Annotated in this window: 13 protein-coding genes; 11 read left to right on the forward strand and 2 right to left on the reverse strand. The window is 74.7% G+C overall.

Going from position 1 to position 12,768, the window contains the following annotated elements:
* From ACFYXV_RS02005 to ACFYXV_RS02045, 9 genes are all read left to right on the forward strand, one after another.
* Positions 1-690 (forward strand): LysR substrate-binding domain-containing protein, encoded by a 690-nt coding sequence (locus tag ACFYXV_RS02005; protein WP_389381813.1) that lies wholly within the window; start codon positions 1-3, stop codon positions 688-690.
* Positions 687-1,487 carry an alpha/beta fold hydrolase gene (locus ACFYXV_RS02010; RefSeq protein WP_389381814.1) on the forward strand — a complete coding sequence of 267 codons (801 nt, stop codon included), beginning with the start codon at positions 687-689 and terminating at the stop codon, positions 1,485-1,487. The genes ACFYXV_RS02005 and ACFYXV_RS02010 overlap by 4 nt, the downstream gene beginning before the upstream one ends.
* The gene (locus ACFYXV_RS02015) at positions 1,481-2,353 is read left to right on the forward strand and encodes a methyltransferase domain-containing protein (protein ID WP_389381815.1); all 873 of its coding nucleotides are present in this window, start codon (positions 1,481-1,483) and stop codon (positions 2,351-2,353) included. The genes ACFYXV_RS02010 and ACFYXV_RS02015 overlap by 7 nt, the downstream gene beginning before the upstream one ends.
* A complete protein-coding gene (locus ACFYXV_RS02020; protein ID WP_385471392.1) occupies positions 2,350-3,261 on the forward strand; it encodes a carboxymuconolactone decarboxylase family protein in 912 nt (303 codons plus the stop codon). Before ACFYXV_RS02015 ends, ACFYXV_RS02020 begins: the two co-directional genes overlap by 4 nt.
* 86 nt (positions 3,262-3,347) lie before the next feature.
* On the forward strand, positions 3,348-4,550 hold the full coding sequence (locus ACFYXV_RS02025; RefSeq protein WP_389381816.1) for a cytochrome P450: 1,203 nt from the start codon (positions 3,348-3,350) through the stop codon (positions 4,548-4,550).
* A gap of 150 nt (positions 4,551-4,700) precedes the next feature.
* Positions 4,701-4,898, forward strand: a complete 198-nt coding sequence (locus ACFYXV_RS02030) for a hypothetical protein (RefSeq protein WP_383350641.1) — start codon at positions 4,701-4,703, stop codon at positions 4,896-4,898.
* The gene (locus tag ACFYXV_RS02035) at positions 4,895-7,216 is read left to right on the forward strand and encodes a TOMM precursor leader peptide-binding protein (protein ID WP_385471386.1); all 2,322 of its coding nucleotides are present in this window, start codon (positions 4,895-4,897) and stop codon (positions 7,214-7,216) included. The genes ACFYXV_RS02030 and ACFYXV_RS02035 overlap by 4 nt, the downstream gene beginning before the upstream one ends.
* A gap of 84 nt (positions 7,217-7,300) precedes the next feature.
* On the forward strand, positions 7,301-8,545 hold the full coding sequence (locus ACFYXV_RS02040; RefSeq protein ID WP_385471383.1) for a sensor histidine kinase: 1,245 nt from the start codon (positions 7,301-7,303) through the stop codon (positions 8,543-8,545).
* Positions 8,546-8,643: 98 nt separating this feature from the next.
* Positions 8,644-9,252, forward strand: a complete 609-nt coding sequence (locus ACFYXV_RS02045; RefSeq protein WP_078864650.1) for a DNA-binding response regulator — start codon at positions 8,644-8,646, stop codon at positions 9,250-9,252.
* A gap of 9 nt (positions 9,253-9,261) precedes the next feature.
* Here the strand turns inward: ACFYXV_RS02045 and ACFYXV_RS02050 are convergent, their stop codons facing one another.
* The gene (locus ACFYXV_RS02050) at positions 9,262-10,569 is read right to left on the reverse strand and encodes a phosphoribosyltransferase family protein (RefSeq protein ID WP_389381817.1); all 1,308 of its coding nucleotides are present in this window, start codon (positions 10,567-10,569) and stop codon (positions 9,262-9,264) included.
* 249 nt (positions 10,570-10,818) lie between these two features.
* Here ACFYXV_RS02050 and ACFYXV_RS02055 point away from each other — a divergent pair, with 249 nt between their 5' ends.
* Positions 10,819-11,805, forward strand: coding sequence for an XdhC family protein (locus ACFYXV_RS02055; RefSeq protein ID WP_385471377.1), 987 nt, complete (start codon positions 10,819-10,821; stop codon positions 11,803-11,805).
* A 7-nt stretch (positions 11,806-11,812) separates the two neighbouring features.
* Here the strand turns inward: ACFYXV_RS02055 and ACFYXV_RS02060 are convergent, their stop codons facing one another.
* A complete protein-coding gene (locus tag ACFYXV_RS02060) occupies positions 11,813-12,139 on the reverse strand; it encodes a plasmid stabilization protein (RefSeq protein ID WP_385471374.1) in 327 nt (108 codons plus the stop codon).
* A 132-nt stretch (positions 12,140-12,271) separates the two neighbouring features.
* Between ACFYXV_RS02060 and ACFYXV_RS02065 the strand changes: the two genes are divergently transcribed.
* A complete protein-coding gene (locus ACFYXV_RS02065) occupies positions 12,272-12,673 on the forward strand; it encodes a DUF6479 family protein (protein WP_383350653.1) in 402 nt (133 codons plus the stop codon).
* The last annotated feature ends 95 nt before the right edge of the window (positions 12,674-12,768 follow it).

Consider the following 12,768-nt stretch of genomic DNA (forward strand, 5'->3'; position numbering starts at 1 on the left):
ATGCCCGCCCCCACCGCCACCACCGCCGACACCGGCAGCACTGCCACTGCCACCGCCACCGCCACCGCCACCGCCACCGCCACCCGCACCGTCCGCCTGGGCGTCCACGGCTCCACGCACCTCGCCGCCCGCCTCGTCGCGGCCGCCGGCCACGCCCCGGAGTCCGTGGAGTACGTCCCGTACGAGGTCACCGAGCCCTTCGCCCCGCTGCGGGCCGGAGAAGCGGACCTCATGATCGTCAAGTACGACCCGCTGGAGCCGGACCTCGCCGTGAGCCGCCCGGTCGGCTTCGACGGGCGGGCCGTCCTCGTCGGGGCCCACCACCCGCTGGCCGGACGCGCCTCCGTGTCGGTCGAGGAGGTCGCGGAGTACGGGGGCTTCCGGTGCCCCGGCGACTTCCCGGCGCACGTCTGGGACCTGGTGGTGCCGCCGCGGACCCCGCTGGGCCGGCCGATCCGCCGGATCCACGCCATGACCACGCTGACCGCGATGGCGCGGCTGCTGCGGAGCACGTACGCGATCCACCTCTCCTTCCGTTCCCTGGACGCGGTGGTCCCGCCGGACATCAAGGTCGTCCCGGTGCACGACCTGCCGCCCTCTCCGGTCGCCTTCGCCTGGCTGCGGGAGACCGAACCCCCGGAGCACGTACGGCGGTTCGTCGAGGACGCGCAGCGGGCGGCGCTGCGATGAGCCTCCCCCTCGTCCTGCTGCACGCCCTGCCCCTCGACTCGTCCATGTGGGACGGGACGGCCGCGGCGCTGCGCGCCCGGGGCCGGCAGGTCCTCACCCCCGACCTGTGCGGTTTCGGTTCCGCGCCGCTCCCCCACGGCTCCCCCTCGCTCGATCTCGTGGCCGACGCCCTGGCCCGCGAACTCGACCGGCAGGGCGCCGGCGAAGTCGCCCTCGCCGGCTGCTCCATGGGCGGCTACGTGGCGATGGCCTTCCTGCGCCGCCACCCGGACCGCGTCCGCGCGCTGGCCCTGCTGGCGGCCCGGAGCACGGCCGACGGCGCGGAGGCGGCCGCAGGGCGCCTGCGCTTCGCCGAGGCGGTCCTCGACGACTCGGCGCGCCCCGGGCTCGTCACCGCGACCACCCCCTCCCTGCTGGGCGCCACCACCCGGGCCCGGCGGCCGGACCTGCCGGCGCGGGTCACCGACCTGGCGCTGGCGGCCCGTCCCCGCTCGGTCGCCTGGGCCCAGCGGGCCATCGCGGCCCGTACGGACTCCACGGCCGCCCTGCGGGCGATGGAGGTCCCCGCGGTGGTGGTCATCGGCGCCGAGGACGGGCTCGTCTCCCTCGACGAGGCCTGCGCGACGGCCGGGGCGCTGCGTCACGGCCGGCTCGCCGTCCTTCCCGGGGTCGGCCACCTCGCTCCCCTGGAGGCACCGGAGGCGACGGCGGAGATCCTCGCGGACCTGCTCGCGCAGGCGCGGACCACGGCCGCGGGGGCCGCCGTACGGGCAGGGGCGGAGGCGGCGGCGTGCTGACGGCCGGCCACGCGGGGTGGGGGTACACGACGTCCACCGGACTGCCGTTCACCCACGAGGAGATCGTCGACCCGCACTTCGAGGCCTGCTCCGCCGACTACCTGGACGCCCTGGACGGGGTCGGCATCCGGCCCGGCTGGCACGTGCTGGACGCGGGCTGCGGCAGCGGCGCGTTCCTGCCCCGGATCGCCGAACTCGTCGGCCCCTCGGGCCGGATCTCGGCCGTCGACCTGGCCGCGGAGAACGTGGAGCGCGCGGCCGGGCGGCTGCGGGACCGGCCGGACGCCCCGCCTCTGGTGGTGCGGCGGGCGGGCCTGCTCGACCTGCCGTACGCGGACGGCATGTTCGACGCCGTCTGGTGTTCGAACACGACGCAGTACCTGGACGACGCGGAGCTGGCGGGGGCGCTGGCGGAGCTGCGCCGGGTCACCCGGCCCGGCGGACTCGTGGCGGTCAAGGACGTCGACGGTTCGCTGAGCACGGTCCGTCCGGCGGACCCGTTCCTCATCACCGATTTCCTCCGGGCGTCCGCCGCATCCCCCGGTTATGCCCGCCAGCTGCTGCGCGGCCGTGACCTGTACCGATGGCTTCGGGCGGCCGGCCTGACCGCCGTACGGCAGCACACGATCCTCATGGAGCACCACGCTCCGCTCACCCCGGCCGCCCTCCGGTTCTACGCGAACGCGTGCGCGCACTTCGCCCGGCAGGCGAGGGACGAGGGCATTCCGGGGAACTGGGCCCCCTTCCTCGACCCCGACGATCCGTCCGGCCCGCTGCGCGACCCGGACGGATACGTCAGCGAGGGCAACGTCATCGCGATCGGCACGGTGCCGTTCGCATCGATGGATGGAGACGAGACACCATGAACGACGCACGGAGCACCGCCGAGATGACGCGCCGCGCCACCCTCACCGGGGGCGCCCTCGTCGGCATCGGCCTGGCCGAGGGCCTGCTGGGCCCGGCACCGGTGGCGGCCGCGGCCACCTCCGGCGCCGGCTCCCGTTACGAGCGCGGGCTGGCCGTCCTGCACGAGACCTCGGGCCGGCGCGGGGCGGCCGTGATCGAGTCGCTGCGGGACATCGCCCCGGACCTGGGCCGTTTCGTCGTCGAGTTCGCGTACGGGGACGTCTACTCCCGCGCGGGGCTCGATCTGTGCGAGCGGGAGCTGTCCACGGTCGCCGCGCTCGCCGCGCAGGGGGACGCCGCCCCGCAGCTGGACTTCCACATCGACGCGGCGCTGCACGTCGGCGTGCGGCCGCAGGAGGTCGTCGAGGCCCTGATCCACATCGTCCCGTTCATGGGGTTCCCCCGGGCGCTGAACGCGGTCGGCGTCGCCCGGAAGGTCTTCGCGGACCGGGGCGTCACCTTCCGGCCGCCGGTCATGAAGGATCCGCGCGACCGCTACCTGCGCGGGACCGAGAAGCTGGTGGAGATCGACGGGCACCACGGGCTGGAGGTCATCGAGTCGCTCGGGGACATCGCCCCGGACCTGGGGCGGTTCATCGTCGAGTTCACCTTCGGCGACGTCTACCACCGGCCGTGGCTCTCACCGCGGCGCCGCCAGCTCGTCACCGTCGCCGCCCTGACGGCCTTCGGCGACGTCGCACCCCAGCTGCGCGTGCACATCGGGGCCGCCCTCAACGTCGGCCTGAGCCCGGCGCAGGTCGTGGAGACGCTGATCCACGTGGTGCCGTACGCCGGGTTCCCGCGGGCGCTGAACGCGATCGGCGTGGCCCGGGAGGTGTTCGAGGAGCGGGACGTCCACGCGCTCTGAGACGAGCCGACGGCACGGGACACGACGGCACGACGGCACGACGGCACGACGGCACGACGGCACGACGACGACAGGAGGGTCGATCCGTGGGAACGGACATCGCCGCGGACTTCGGGGCGCTGGGCGAGGAATTCACCAGGAACCCGCATCCGGTGTACGCGGCGCTGCGCGCCCGCGGCCCGGTGCACCGCGTCCGCGTGCCGGAGGGGGCGCGGGCCTGGCTCGTGGTCGGCTACGAGGCCTGCCGCACCGCGCTCACCGAGCCCTCCCTCTCCAAGTCCTGGCGGGACGCCTCGCCCTCGCTGCCGCTCGCGCGGCTCTCCGCGGGCGAGAACCTGCTGAGCTCGAACCCGCCCGACCACACGCGGCTGCGCAAGCTGGTGGCCGGGGAGTTCACCCCGCGCCGCGTCGAGGTGCTCGCCCCGAGGGTGCGGGCCCTCACCGGCGAGCTCCTCGACGCCATGCTCGCCCGGCCGGCCGGGTCGGCGGACCTCGTCGAGGCCCTCGCGTTCCCGCTGGCCATGGGCGTCATCTGTGAACTGCTCGGCGTGCCCTCCCTCGACCGCGCCGCCTTCCGCGACTGGGCCGAACAGGCCCTGAGCAGCCCGGACCGCGAGACCAGGACGGCGGCCACGGCGGCGATGACGCGCTACCTCGCCGGCCTGGTGGACGGGATGCGCGAGCGGCCCCGGGCCGATCTGATGAGCGCCCTCATCCGCGCCACCGACGAGGACGGCGGCCGGCTCTCCCCCGACGAACTCATCGGCATGGCCTGGCTCCTGCTCGTCACGGGCTTCGAGACCACCGTCCAGCTGATCGCCACGGGCGTCCTCGCGCTGCTGCGCCACCCCGGCCAGCTCGCCGCGCTGCGCGCCGACCCCTCGCTCATCGACAGCGCCGTGGAGGAGATGCTGCGGTACGAGGGGCCGGTCGAGACCACCACGTACCGGTTCACCACCGGGCCCGTGGAGATAGCGGGCGCCACGATCCCCGGCGGCGGCGAACTGGTGCTGATCGCGCTCGCCGACGCCGACCGGGACCCCGCGCGGTTCCCCGACCCGGACCGCTTCGACATCCGCCGGCCGACCGGCGGGCACATCGCCTTCGGCCACGGCATCCACTACTGCCTGGGCGCACCGCTGGCCCGCCTCCAGGCCCGTACGGCCGTCACCGCGCTCCTCGCGCGCTGCCCGGCCCTCTTCCTGGACGCCGACCCCCGTGACCTCGTGTGGCGCACGGGTCTGCTGATCCGCGGCCCGCGGAAGCTGCCCGTCCGCTGGCGGGCCTGAGCGTTCGGGCCCGAGGGCGGCGCCGCACCATGTGAAAACTTCACCTCGCGCTGGTGACCGGGGCACTGTCCCGCGCTCACCGGATCCTCGCAGAATCGTCTGTGAACGGACCGACCCGCGCCACGACGACGCAGAGGGAACTCCACCGCCATGACCAGCCTTTCGGCCAACGCCCGTATCAGCCCCAGCACCGGATCCGCACCGATGCCCGTCCGCTCCGCGCGTCCGGGCCTGGTGATCGAGAACCTCGACGCCCTGCCGGACACCGCGTACGCCCTGTTCACCGTCTGCAGCCGGACGCAGGTCACGGGGCCGTCGGCGCCGATCGCCGGACGGGCGGGAGCATGAGCGCTGCCGAGCGCGGCCGGCCGGCCGGGCCGCTTTCGGCTCCGCCGGCCGCCGCCGAGGCTCTGGTGGGCTTCAAGTCCCATCTGCGGCCCACCGTCGTCCCCGGCGACGCCGCCTACCTGGTGTCCCGGCGCGGGGTGACCGCCCTGGGCGGGAGCGGGGCGGAGGTCCTCGTCCCGCTGCTCGACGGGACCCGGACCGCGGGGGCGGTCCGGCAGGAGGCCGCGCGGGTCCTGGGCGCCGAGGACGCCGAGGCCGCCCTCCGCTCCCTGGCGGATGCCGGGTTGATCCGCTCCACCACCCCGGCGGCGGAGGCCGGGGCCGAGGCGTACTGGGATCTCGCCGGGCTCGACGGCGGTGTGGCCGCCGCCGGGCTGGCCCGGGCCGCCGTCGCCGTCGAGGCGCTGCCCGGGCTGGATCCGGGGCCGGTGGCCGAGGCCTGCCGGGAGTCGGGGATCGCGGTCGTCGCGGACCCCGGCGCGGCCGATCTGGTCCTCGTCCTGTGCGAGGACTACCTCTCCCCCGGGCTGGCCGCGGTGGACGCCCGCCAGCGCGCCGGGGGCCGGCCCTGGCTGCCGGCCAAGCTGTGCGGGACGGACCCCTGGGTGGGCCCGTTCTTCCGGCCCGGCTCCGGCCCCTGCTGGCACTGCCTGGCCGTGCGGCTGCGCGGCCACCGCCACTCCGAGGTGCCCGTACGGCGCGCGCTCGGCCTGGCCGGCCCCGTGCCGCGGCCGGCCGCCGGGCTGGCGGCCGGGACGGCGCTCGCCGTGAACCTCGCCGTCCTGGAGGCCGCCAAGTGGCTGGCCGGGCTGCGCCAGCCCGAACAGGGCCACATCCGCACCTTCGACACGCTGCGCCTGCGCACCTCCGGCCACCCGGTGGACCGGCTCCCGCAGTGCGCGGCCTGCGGGGACCCCGGCCTGGTGGCCCGCCGGGCCGGCGCCCCCTTCGTCCCCGTGTCGCGGCCCAAGGCCGCCGCGACCGGGGGCGGGGACCGCGCCCTGACCCCGGCTCAGATGCTGCGCAGGTACGGACACCTGGTGGACCCGGTGACCGGGGTGGTCAAGGAGATCCGGCAGGCCCCGGGCGCCCCGGACTTCGTCCACGCGTACACCTCCGGGCACAACCTGGCGATGGAGTCGGCGTCCTTCGCCGGCCTCAGCTCGGGCCTGCGCGCACTCAGCGGCGGCAAGGGCCGTACCGCCGAGGAGGCTCGTACGAGCGCGCTGTGCGAGGCGGTCGAGCGCTACAGCGGCACCCGGCACGGCGACGAGCCGGTGGTCCGCGACTCCCTGCGCGGCCTGGGCGGTGCGGCCGTCCACCCCAACGACTGCCAGCTGTACAGCCCCCGCCAGTTCGCGGAGCGGGAGCTGTGGAACGCGCGGCACTCCCGCTTCCACCACGTACCGGAGCCGTTCGACGAGACCCGGCCGACCGAGTGGACCCCGGTGTGGTCGCTGACCGGCGGCGTCCAGCGGCTGCTCCCCACGTCGATGCTCTACTTCGGGCGGGGTGCGGACGGCGCCGGGGACCCCGCGGCGGGCGGGCCGTGGGCCGACTCCAACGGCAACGCCGCGGGCAGCAGTCCCGAGGACGCGCTGGTCCAGGGCTTCCTGGAGCTGGTGGAGCGGGACGCGGTCGCCCTGTGGTGGTACAACCGCACCCGTCAGCCCGGGGTGGACCTGGGCTCCTTCGAGGACGAGTGGGTCGAGCGGACGCGCCACGGGCTGCGCCGCGCGAACCGGGAGGTGTGGGCGCTCGACCTCACCTCCGACCTGGGGATCCCGGTGATCGCGGCGCTGTCGCGGCGGACCGACAAGCCCGCCGAGGACGTGCTCTTCGGGTTCGGCGCGCACTTCGACCCCCGGGTGGCGCTGTGCCGGGCCCTGTCGGAGCTGGGGCAGCTGCTGCCCGCCGTCGGCGAAGCGCGCGGGGACGGCGGCGGATACCGGATCACCGACCCTGAGCCCCTGTCGTGGTGGCAGGGGGCCACCATCGCCAACCAGCCATATCTGGCGGCCGATCCGATGGCGCAGACCCGTACGCCGGACCACTGGCCCACGGCAGCGGGCACCGATCTGCTCGACGACGTGCACATGATCACCGAGCTGGTCCGGAGCAAAGGACTGGACCTTCTCGTACTCGACCAGAGCCGACCTGACCTCGGACTTCCCGTGACGAAAGTGGTCGTACCGGGACTGCGCCACTTCTGGGCGCGGTACGGCTCCGGCCGCCTCTTCGACGTCCCCGTGCGCCTCGGCCGGCTGGCCGAACCCACACCGTACGACCAGCTCAACCCGGTCCCACTGTTCGTATGAGCGATCGATTCCCGCCCCCGGTTCACGCCCCTCCCCTATGCTCACATCTGGCGTGTAACAGAGGAACGCTTAAGGGGGATTGACATGCCTGGCCGCCTCAAGTCCTCGGAAGGACCGTCGGAGGCGGTCCTGGTCGAGGGCATTCTGCGACGGAGCCGGGACTTACCCGCACCCCGGATGGCCCAGGTCATCCTCATCGCCGCACTCCTCTGCTACGTGGGCATCACCGCCCTGAACATCCTCAGCGCCGGAGTCGAAGGGCTCGCCCTGGCCGCCGCCTTCGGCTGCCTGGGCGCGGTCTTCGCCCTCCAGCTCCTGCACTCCCGGACGAGCACGCAGCGCGTGCCGACCGGCCACCGGGCGCTGACCCTCGGCGCGCAGGCCGCCTTCACCTACCTGCCGCTCATCGCCCTGAAGTCGCAGTGGGGCGCCATGGCCGGCTTCCTCGCCGGCTCCCTCCTGCTGCTCCTGCCCCCGCGCCCGGGCTGGATCCTGTACGGGTTCGTGGGCGTCAGCATGCTGGTGCCGCCGCTGCTGGAAGGGCGGCCCGCCGTCGACAGCGTCTACCTGGTGCAGACCACCTTGCTGACCGGGCTGGTCACCTTCGGTCTGACCCGGCTGTCCGAGCTGGTCCGCGTCCTGCACGAGAGCCGCGGCGAACTCACCCGCGCCGCGGTCACCCGCGAACGGCTGCGCTTCGCCCGGGACCTGCACGACCTGCTGGGGTACAGCCTCTCCGCGATCCAGCTCAAGGGCGAGCTCATCCACCGCCTGATCCCGGCGCACCCGGCCCGGGCCATGGACGAGATCGAGGACGTGCTGGCCATCTCCCGCCAGTCGCTGGCCGACGTGCGGCGGGTGGCGAGCGGGTACCGGGACATGTCCCTGGAGGAGGAGATCGCCTCGGCCAAGTCGGTGCTGGGCGCCGCCGAGGTCGACGCGGTGACCGACATCCGCATGGGAGAGGTCAGTTCGCCCGTGGACACGGTGCTCGCCACCGTCCTGCGGGAGGCCGTCACCAACGTGCTGCGCCACAGCAGGGCCGTGCACTGCGAGATCACCGCCATCGAGGAGGACGGCCTCATGACCCTGTCGGTCACCAACGACGGCGTCACCGAGGGCTACCGCGACACCTCGCCGCACAGTGGCAGCGGCCTGGGGAACCTGGGGCTGCGACTGCGGGCGGTGGGCGGTGAACTGACGGTCGACCGGGGTCCCGGCAGCCTGTTCCGGCTGGTGGCGCGGGTTCCGGCCCACGGGGACGTCGACCCCGATCTCGAAGAGTCAGACGAGGCGGCGGAGGGCGAGCGCTCGTGGCTCGTCGCCTGAGGTGACCGCCCGCGACGGTCGTGAACCGGCCGCCGGGACACGCTGGTTGCTATGATCACAAGTACAAGATCGACCGCGCGGACGGGGGGCTCGTCACGGTGATCAGGATCCTGCTGGCCGAGGACATGCACATGGTGCGCGGCGCGCTCGTCGCCCTGCTGGACCTGGAGGACGACCTGGAGGTCGTCAGCGAGCTGTCGCGCGGGGACGAGATCCTGGCCGCCGCCCTCGCCGTCCGGCCCGACATCGCGATCATCGACATCGACCTCCCCGGGCTCGACGGGCTGAGCGCGGCGATGCAGATCCACGAGCAGCTCCCGGAGTGCCGGACGCTGATGCTCACCAGTCTCGGCCGCCCCGGCACGCTGCGCCGGGCCCTGGCGGCCCAGGTCTCCGGCTACCTCCTCAAGGACGACTCCCCCAAGGAACTGGCCAGTGCCATCCGCCGGGTGGTCGCCGGGCACCGGGTCATCGACTCCAAGCTGGCCGTCGCCGCGTGGAACGGGCTGGAGAGCCCGCTGACCGACCGCGAGACCGAGGTGCTGCGCATGGCGGCGCAGGGCTCGGAGGCCGCCGAGATCGCCGGGGAGCTCCACCTGTCCACCGGGACCGTGCGCAACTACCTGACCACCGTGGTGATGAAGCTGAAGGCCCGCAACCGCGTGGACGCGATCCGCATCGCCCGCGACGCGGGCTGGCTGGTCTGAGCCCCGGGTTCACCGCGCTGCCGCAGGGCCCCCGGGGGGCGGGCGGTGGGTGGTGAACCAGTGCCGGGCGAGGGCGGACACCTGGTGGAGGGCTCCGGGCTCCTCGAAGAGGTGGGTGGCGCCCTCCACGGTCTCCAGGCGGCTCTCGCAGCGCAGCCGGGCCCGGGCCTCGCGGTTGAGGGCGAGGACCTGGTGGTCCTGCGAGCCGACGATCAGGAGCGTGGGCGCGCGGACCGCGGCGAGGCGGGAACCGGCCAGGTCCGGGCGGCCGCCGCGGGAGACCACCGCGTAGACCGGGGAGTCGGGCTCGGCCGCGGCCGCCAGGGCGGCGGCCGCCCCCGTGGAGGCGCCGAAGTAGGCCGGCGGGGCCGGGGTCCGGGTGCCCAGCCAGGCCGTGGCGGCGGCGAGTCGGGCAGCCAGGGCGTCGATGTCGAAGACGTTCGAGCGGTCGGCCTCCTCGGCCGGGGTGAGCAGGTCGAACAACAGCGTGCCCAGACCGGCCCGGTTCAGGTCCGCGGCCACCCGGCGGTTGCGGGGGCTGCGCCGGCTGCTGCCCGAGCCGTGCGCGAACACGACCACCGCGCTCGCACCCGGCGGGAGGGTGAGGTCGCCGGGCAGGCGCAGACCCGCCGCCTCGACGCCCACCTCCACCTCCACCCCCGACTGCTCGGCCGGGGCCGGCCGCCGCGGCGACTGGGCGAGCAGGGAGACGACCTCCTCGTCCGGAGTCTGGGAGAAGTCCCGGTACCACTGGCCGACCGAGGAGAACCCCGGCGGCGAGCCCAGGCAGACCACCTCGTCGGCCACCGCGCCCACCCGGGCCAGCGCGTCCGGCGGGGCCACCGGGGCGGCCATCACGATCCGGGCCGCGCCCTGCGCCCGTACGACCTGGCAGGCGGCGGCCGCCGTGGCGCCGGTCGCGATGCCGTCGTCCACCACGATCACCGTCCGGCCGTGCAGATCCTCCTGCGGCCGGCCCGCGCGGTAGCGGGCGGCCCGGCGGGCCAGCTCCGCCTGCTCCGCCTCCTCGACGGCGGCGATGTCCCGCGGGGCGAGCCGCCCGCGGCGGACGATGTCCTCGCTGATCACGCGTACCCCGCCCTCGCCGATCGCGCCGAACGCCAGCTCGGGCTGGTGCGGGACCCCCAGCTTGCGGACGACGATCACGTCGAGCGGGGCGCCGAGGGCGTGGGCCACGTGGAAGGCCACCGGGACCCCGCCGCGCGGCAGCCCCAGCACCACGGGACGGTCCTCCGCGTACCTCGCGAGCTCCGTGCCGAGTCTTCGACCTGCGTCGTCGCGGTCCGTGAAGAGCATTGCGGGTCATCCCCAAGGGTCGCCCCCGACGTTCTCTGCCGTACTTCGAAACAACGCCCCCCGGCGCCCGCGTGCAACTCGGGTGCGGCGGCCGGTCCGGTGGTCTGTACGAGGGAGGTGGGTCCGGGTCTGTGGGTTTTGGGGGATGGGTAGGGGTGGGGAGCGTGCGTAGGTTGGCCGTGAGGCCCCGCCCGCGCCGCTGACCTGGTGCTTTGGGGCGGGCTCTGACGATGAGGATGGGGCGGCGCGATGCGTGAGCTGGTGGAGACGGCGCGGCAGTGGGCGGCCGAGGGGCGGACCGCGTTCCTGGCCCGGCCGGTGGCCGAGCAGGGGTTCGGGCCGCGGGACCCGGCGGGGGCCCTGCTCGTGGACGCGCGCGGGGAGTGCGTCGGGGCCCTGTACCGGGGGGTCTTCGACGCCGAGCTGGTGGCGGAGGCGGCGGCCGCGGCCGCCGCCTCCGGGGCCACCGCGCGGGTGTGCGAGGTATCGGTGGGGGCGGACGACGCCGTGGCGGCGAAGCTGACCTGCGGCGGGCGGGCCGAGATCCTGCTCCAGCCGCTGTCGGCCGTGCCCGCCGCGTGGTGGGAGCTGCTCGGCGAGGGTGTGGGCGTGGCGCTCGTGACCCGGCTCGACGAACGGGCCGAGCACGCGGTGAGCGAGGTGGTGCGGGCCGTCGACGCGCCGGCCGACGACGCCGAGCGGCGGGCCGGCGAGCTGCTGGCCACGCGCCGGCCCGGCCGGGACGCGCTGTACGGGGAGCGCGGTCTGGTGTTCGTGGAGGCGTACCCGTCCGCCCCGTACGTGGTCATCGGCGGGGGCGGCGAGCTCGCCGAGATCATCGAGGCGCAGGCCCTGCTGCTGGGCTGGGGGGCGGGGCTCGTCGGTTCCGTCGCCGAGGCCGGGAAGCTGCTGGAGGCCCGCCGGGACGCCGCCTGCCTGGTCATGCTGAGCCACGATCCGGAGTTCGACGTGCCGACGGTGCGCGGCGCGCTCGCGCTGGGCATCCCGTACGTCGGCGCCCTCGGCTCCCGCAAGACCACGTCGCGGCGCCGCGCGGAGCTGCTGGCCTCGGGGGTCTCCGAGGCGCAGATGGCGCGGGTGCACGGGCCGATCGGCCTGGACCTGGGCGCCCGGACGCCTCCGGAGACGGCGCTGGCGATCTGCGCGGAGATCCTGGCCGTGCTCGGGGGGTACGAGGTCCGGGCGCTGCGGGATTCGGACGGGCCGCTGCGCTAGGGCCTGCTCAGCTGTCGCCGAGGGCGCGCTTGAGCTGCGTCTTGTTCATGTCGGAGCGGCCGTGGATGTTGCGGCGCCTGGCCTCCGCGTAGAGCTGTTCGTACGTCGGCCCCTGCGCTCCCGAATGGGAGTGCAGGCCGCCGCGCCGCCCGGAGGACATGTCGTCCAGGGACAGCCTGCTCGCGGTCGCGGACTCGCCGGCCCGGGCCCGTTCCTTGTTGACGGTCCGGGCGGCGATCTCCTTGGCCCGCTCCTCGGATTCGCCGCGCTCCTCGGCGCTCTCCTTGATGTGCTCGTACTGGCGTTCTCGTTTGGGTGAAGATCCGCGGGGCATTTTCGGGCTCCTTCCGGGGCGGGTCGCCGTTGCACCTGCCCTCGATCCGGTGCGGTAGTCGCATGGTCCGCTGATCAGAGGATCTCCCCGCATTCAGGGTGAAACAGGCATTGATGCGGGAAAATAGTGCGTATGGACATGACCTTGAGTCTGGACCAGACCCTGAGCAGCATCGCCTGGTTCCTGGTCGTCGGGATCATCGTGGTCGGCTTCCTGCTGGGCGCCTTCAAGCTCGGCCAGCGGGTCAGGGCCAAGGAGCCGCCGCCGCCGACCCCCGAGAGCCAGCCCCACCTGCCGAACGGGGGCGCGGTCTACGAGGTCCGCGAGGAGCGCGAGGGCGTGGGGATCCCCGAAGGCGGCCTGCGCCCGCACGAGATGCAGGGCTACGGGAACTTCGGCTCCACCACGAACAGCCATCAGGAAGAGGCCCGGGCCGAGCGGGAGGCCGGGTACCGCAACCCGCCCCAGTACCCGGGGCCCCAGCAGCCCCCGCACGGCGAGCCGCCGGCCTACAAGCCGACCGGGAACGCCTGACGCCCCCTGACCGTCTGACCGGCCGCCCTGACACCCCGCGACCCTGACACCCCGCGACCCTGACACCCCGCGACCCTGACACCCCGCGACCCGCG

Origin of the sequence: Streptomyces sp. NPDC002181, assembly GCF_042890485.1 — a bacterium.
Classification (GTDB): Bacteria; Actinomycetota; Actinomycetes; order Streptomycetales; family Streptomycetaceae; genus Streptomyces.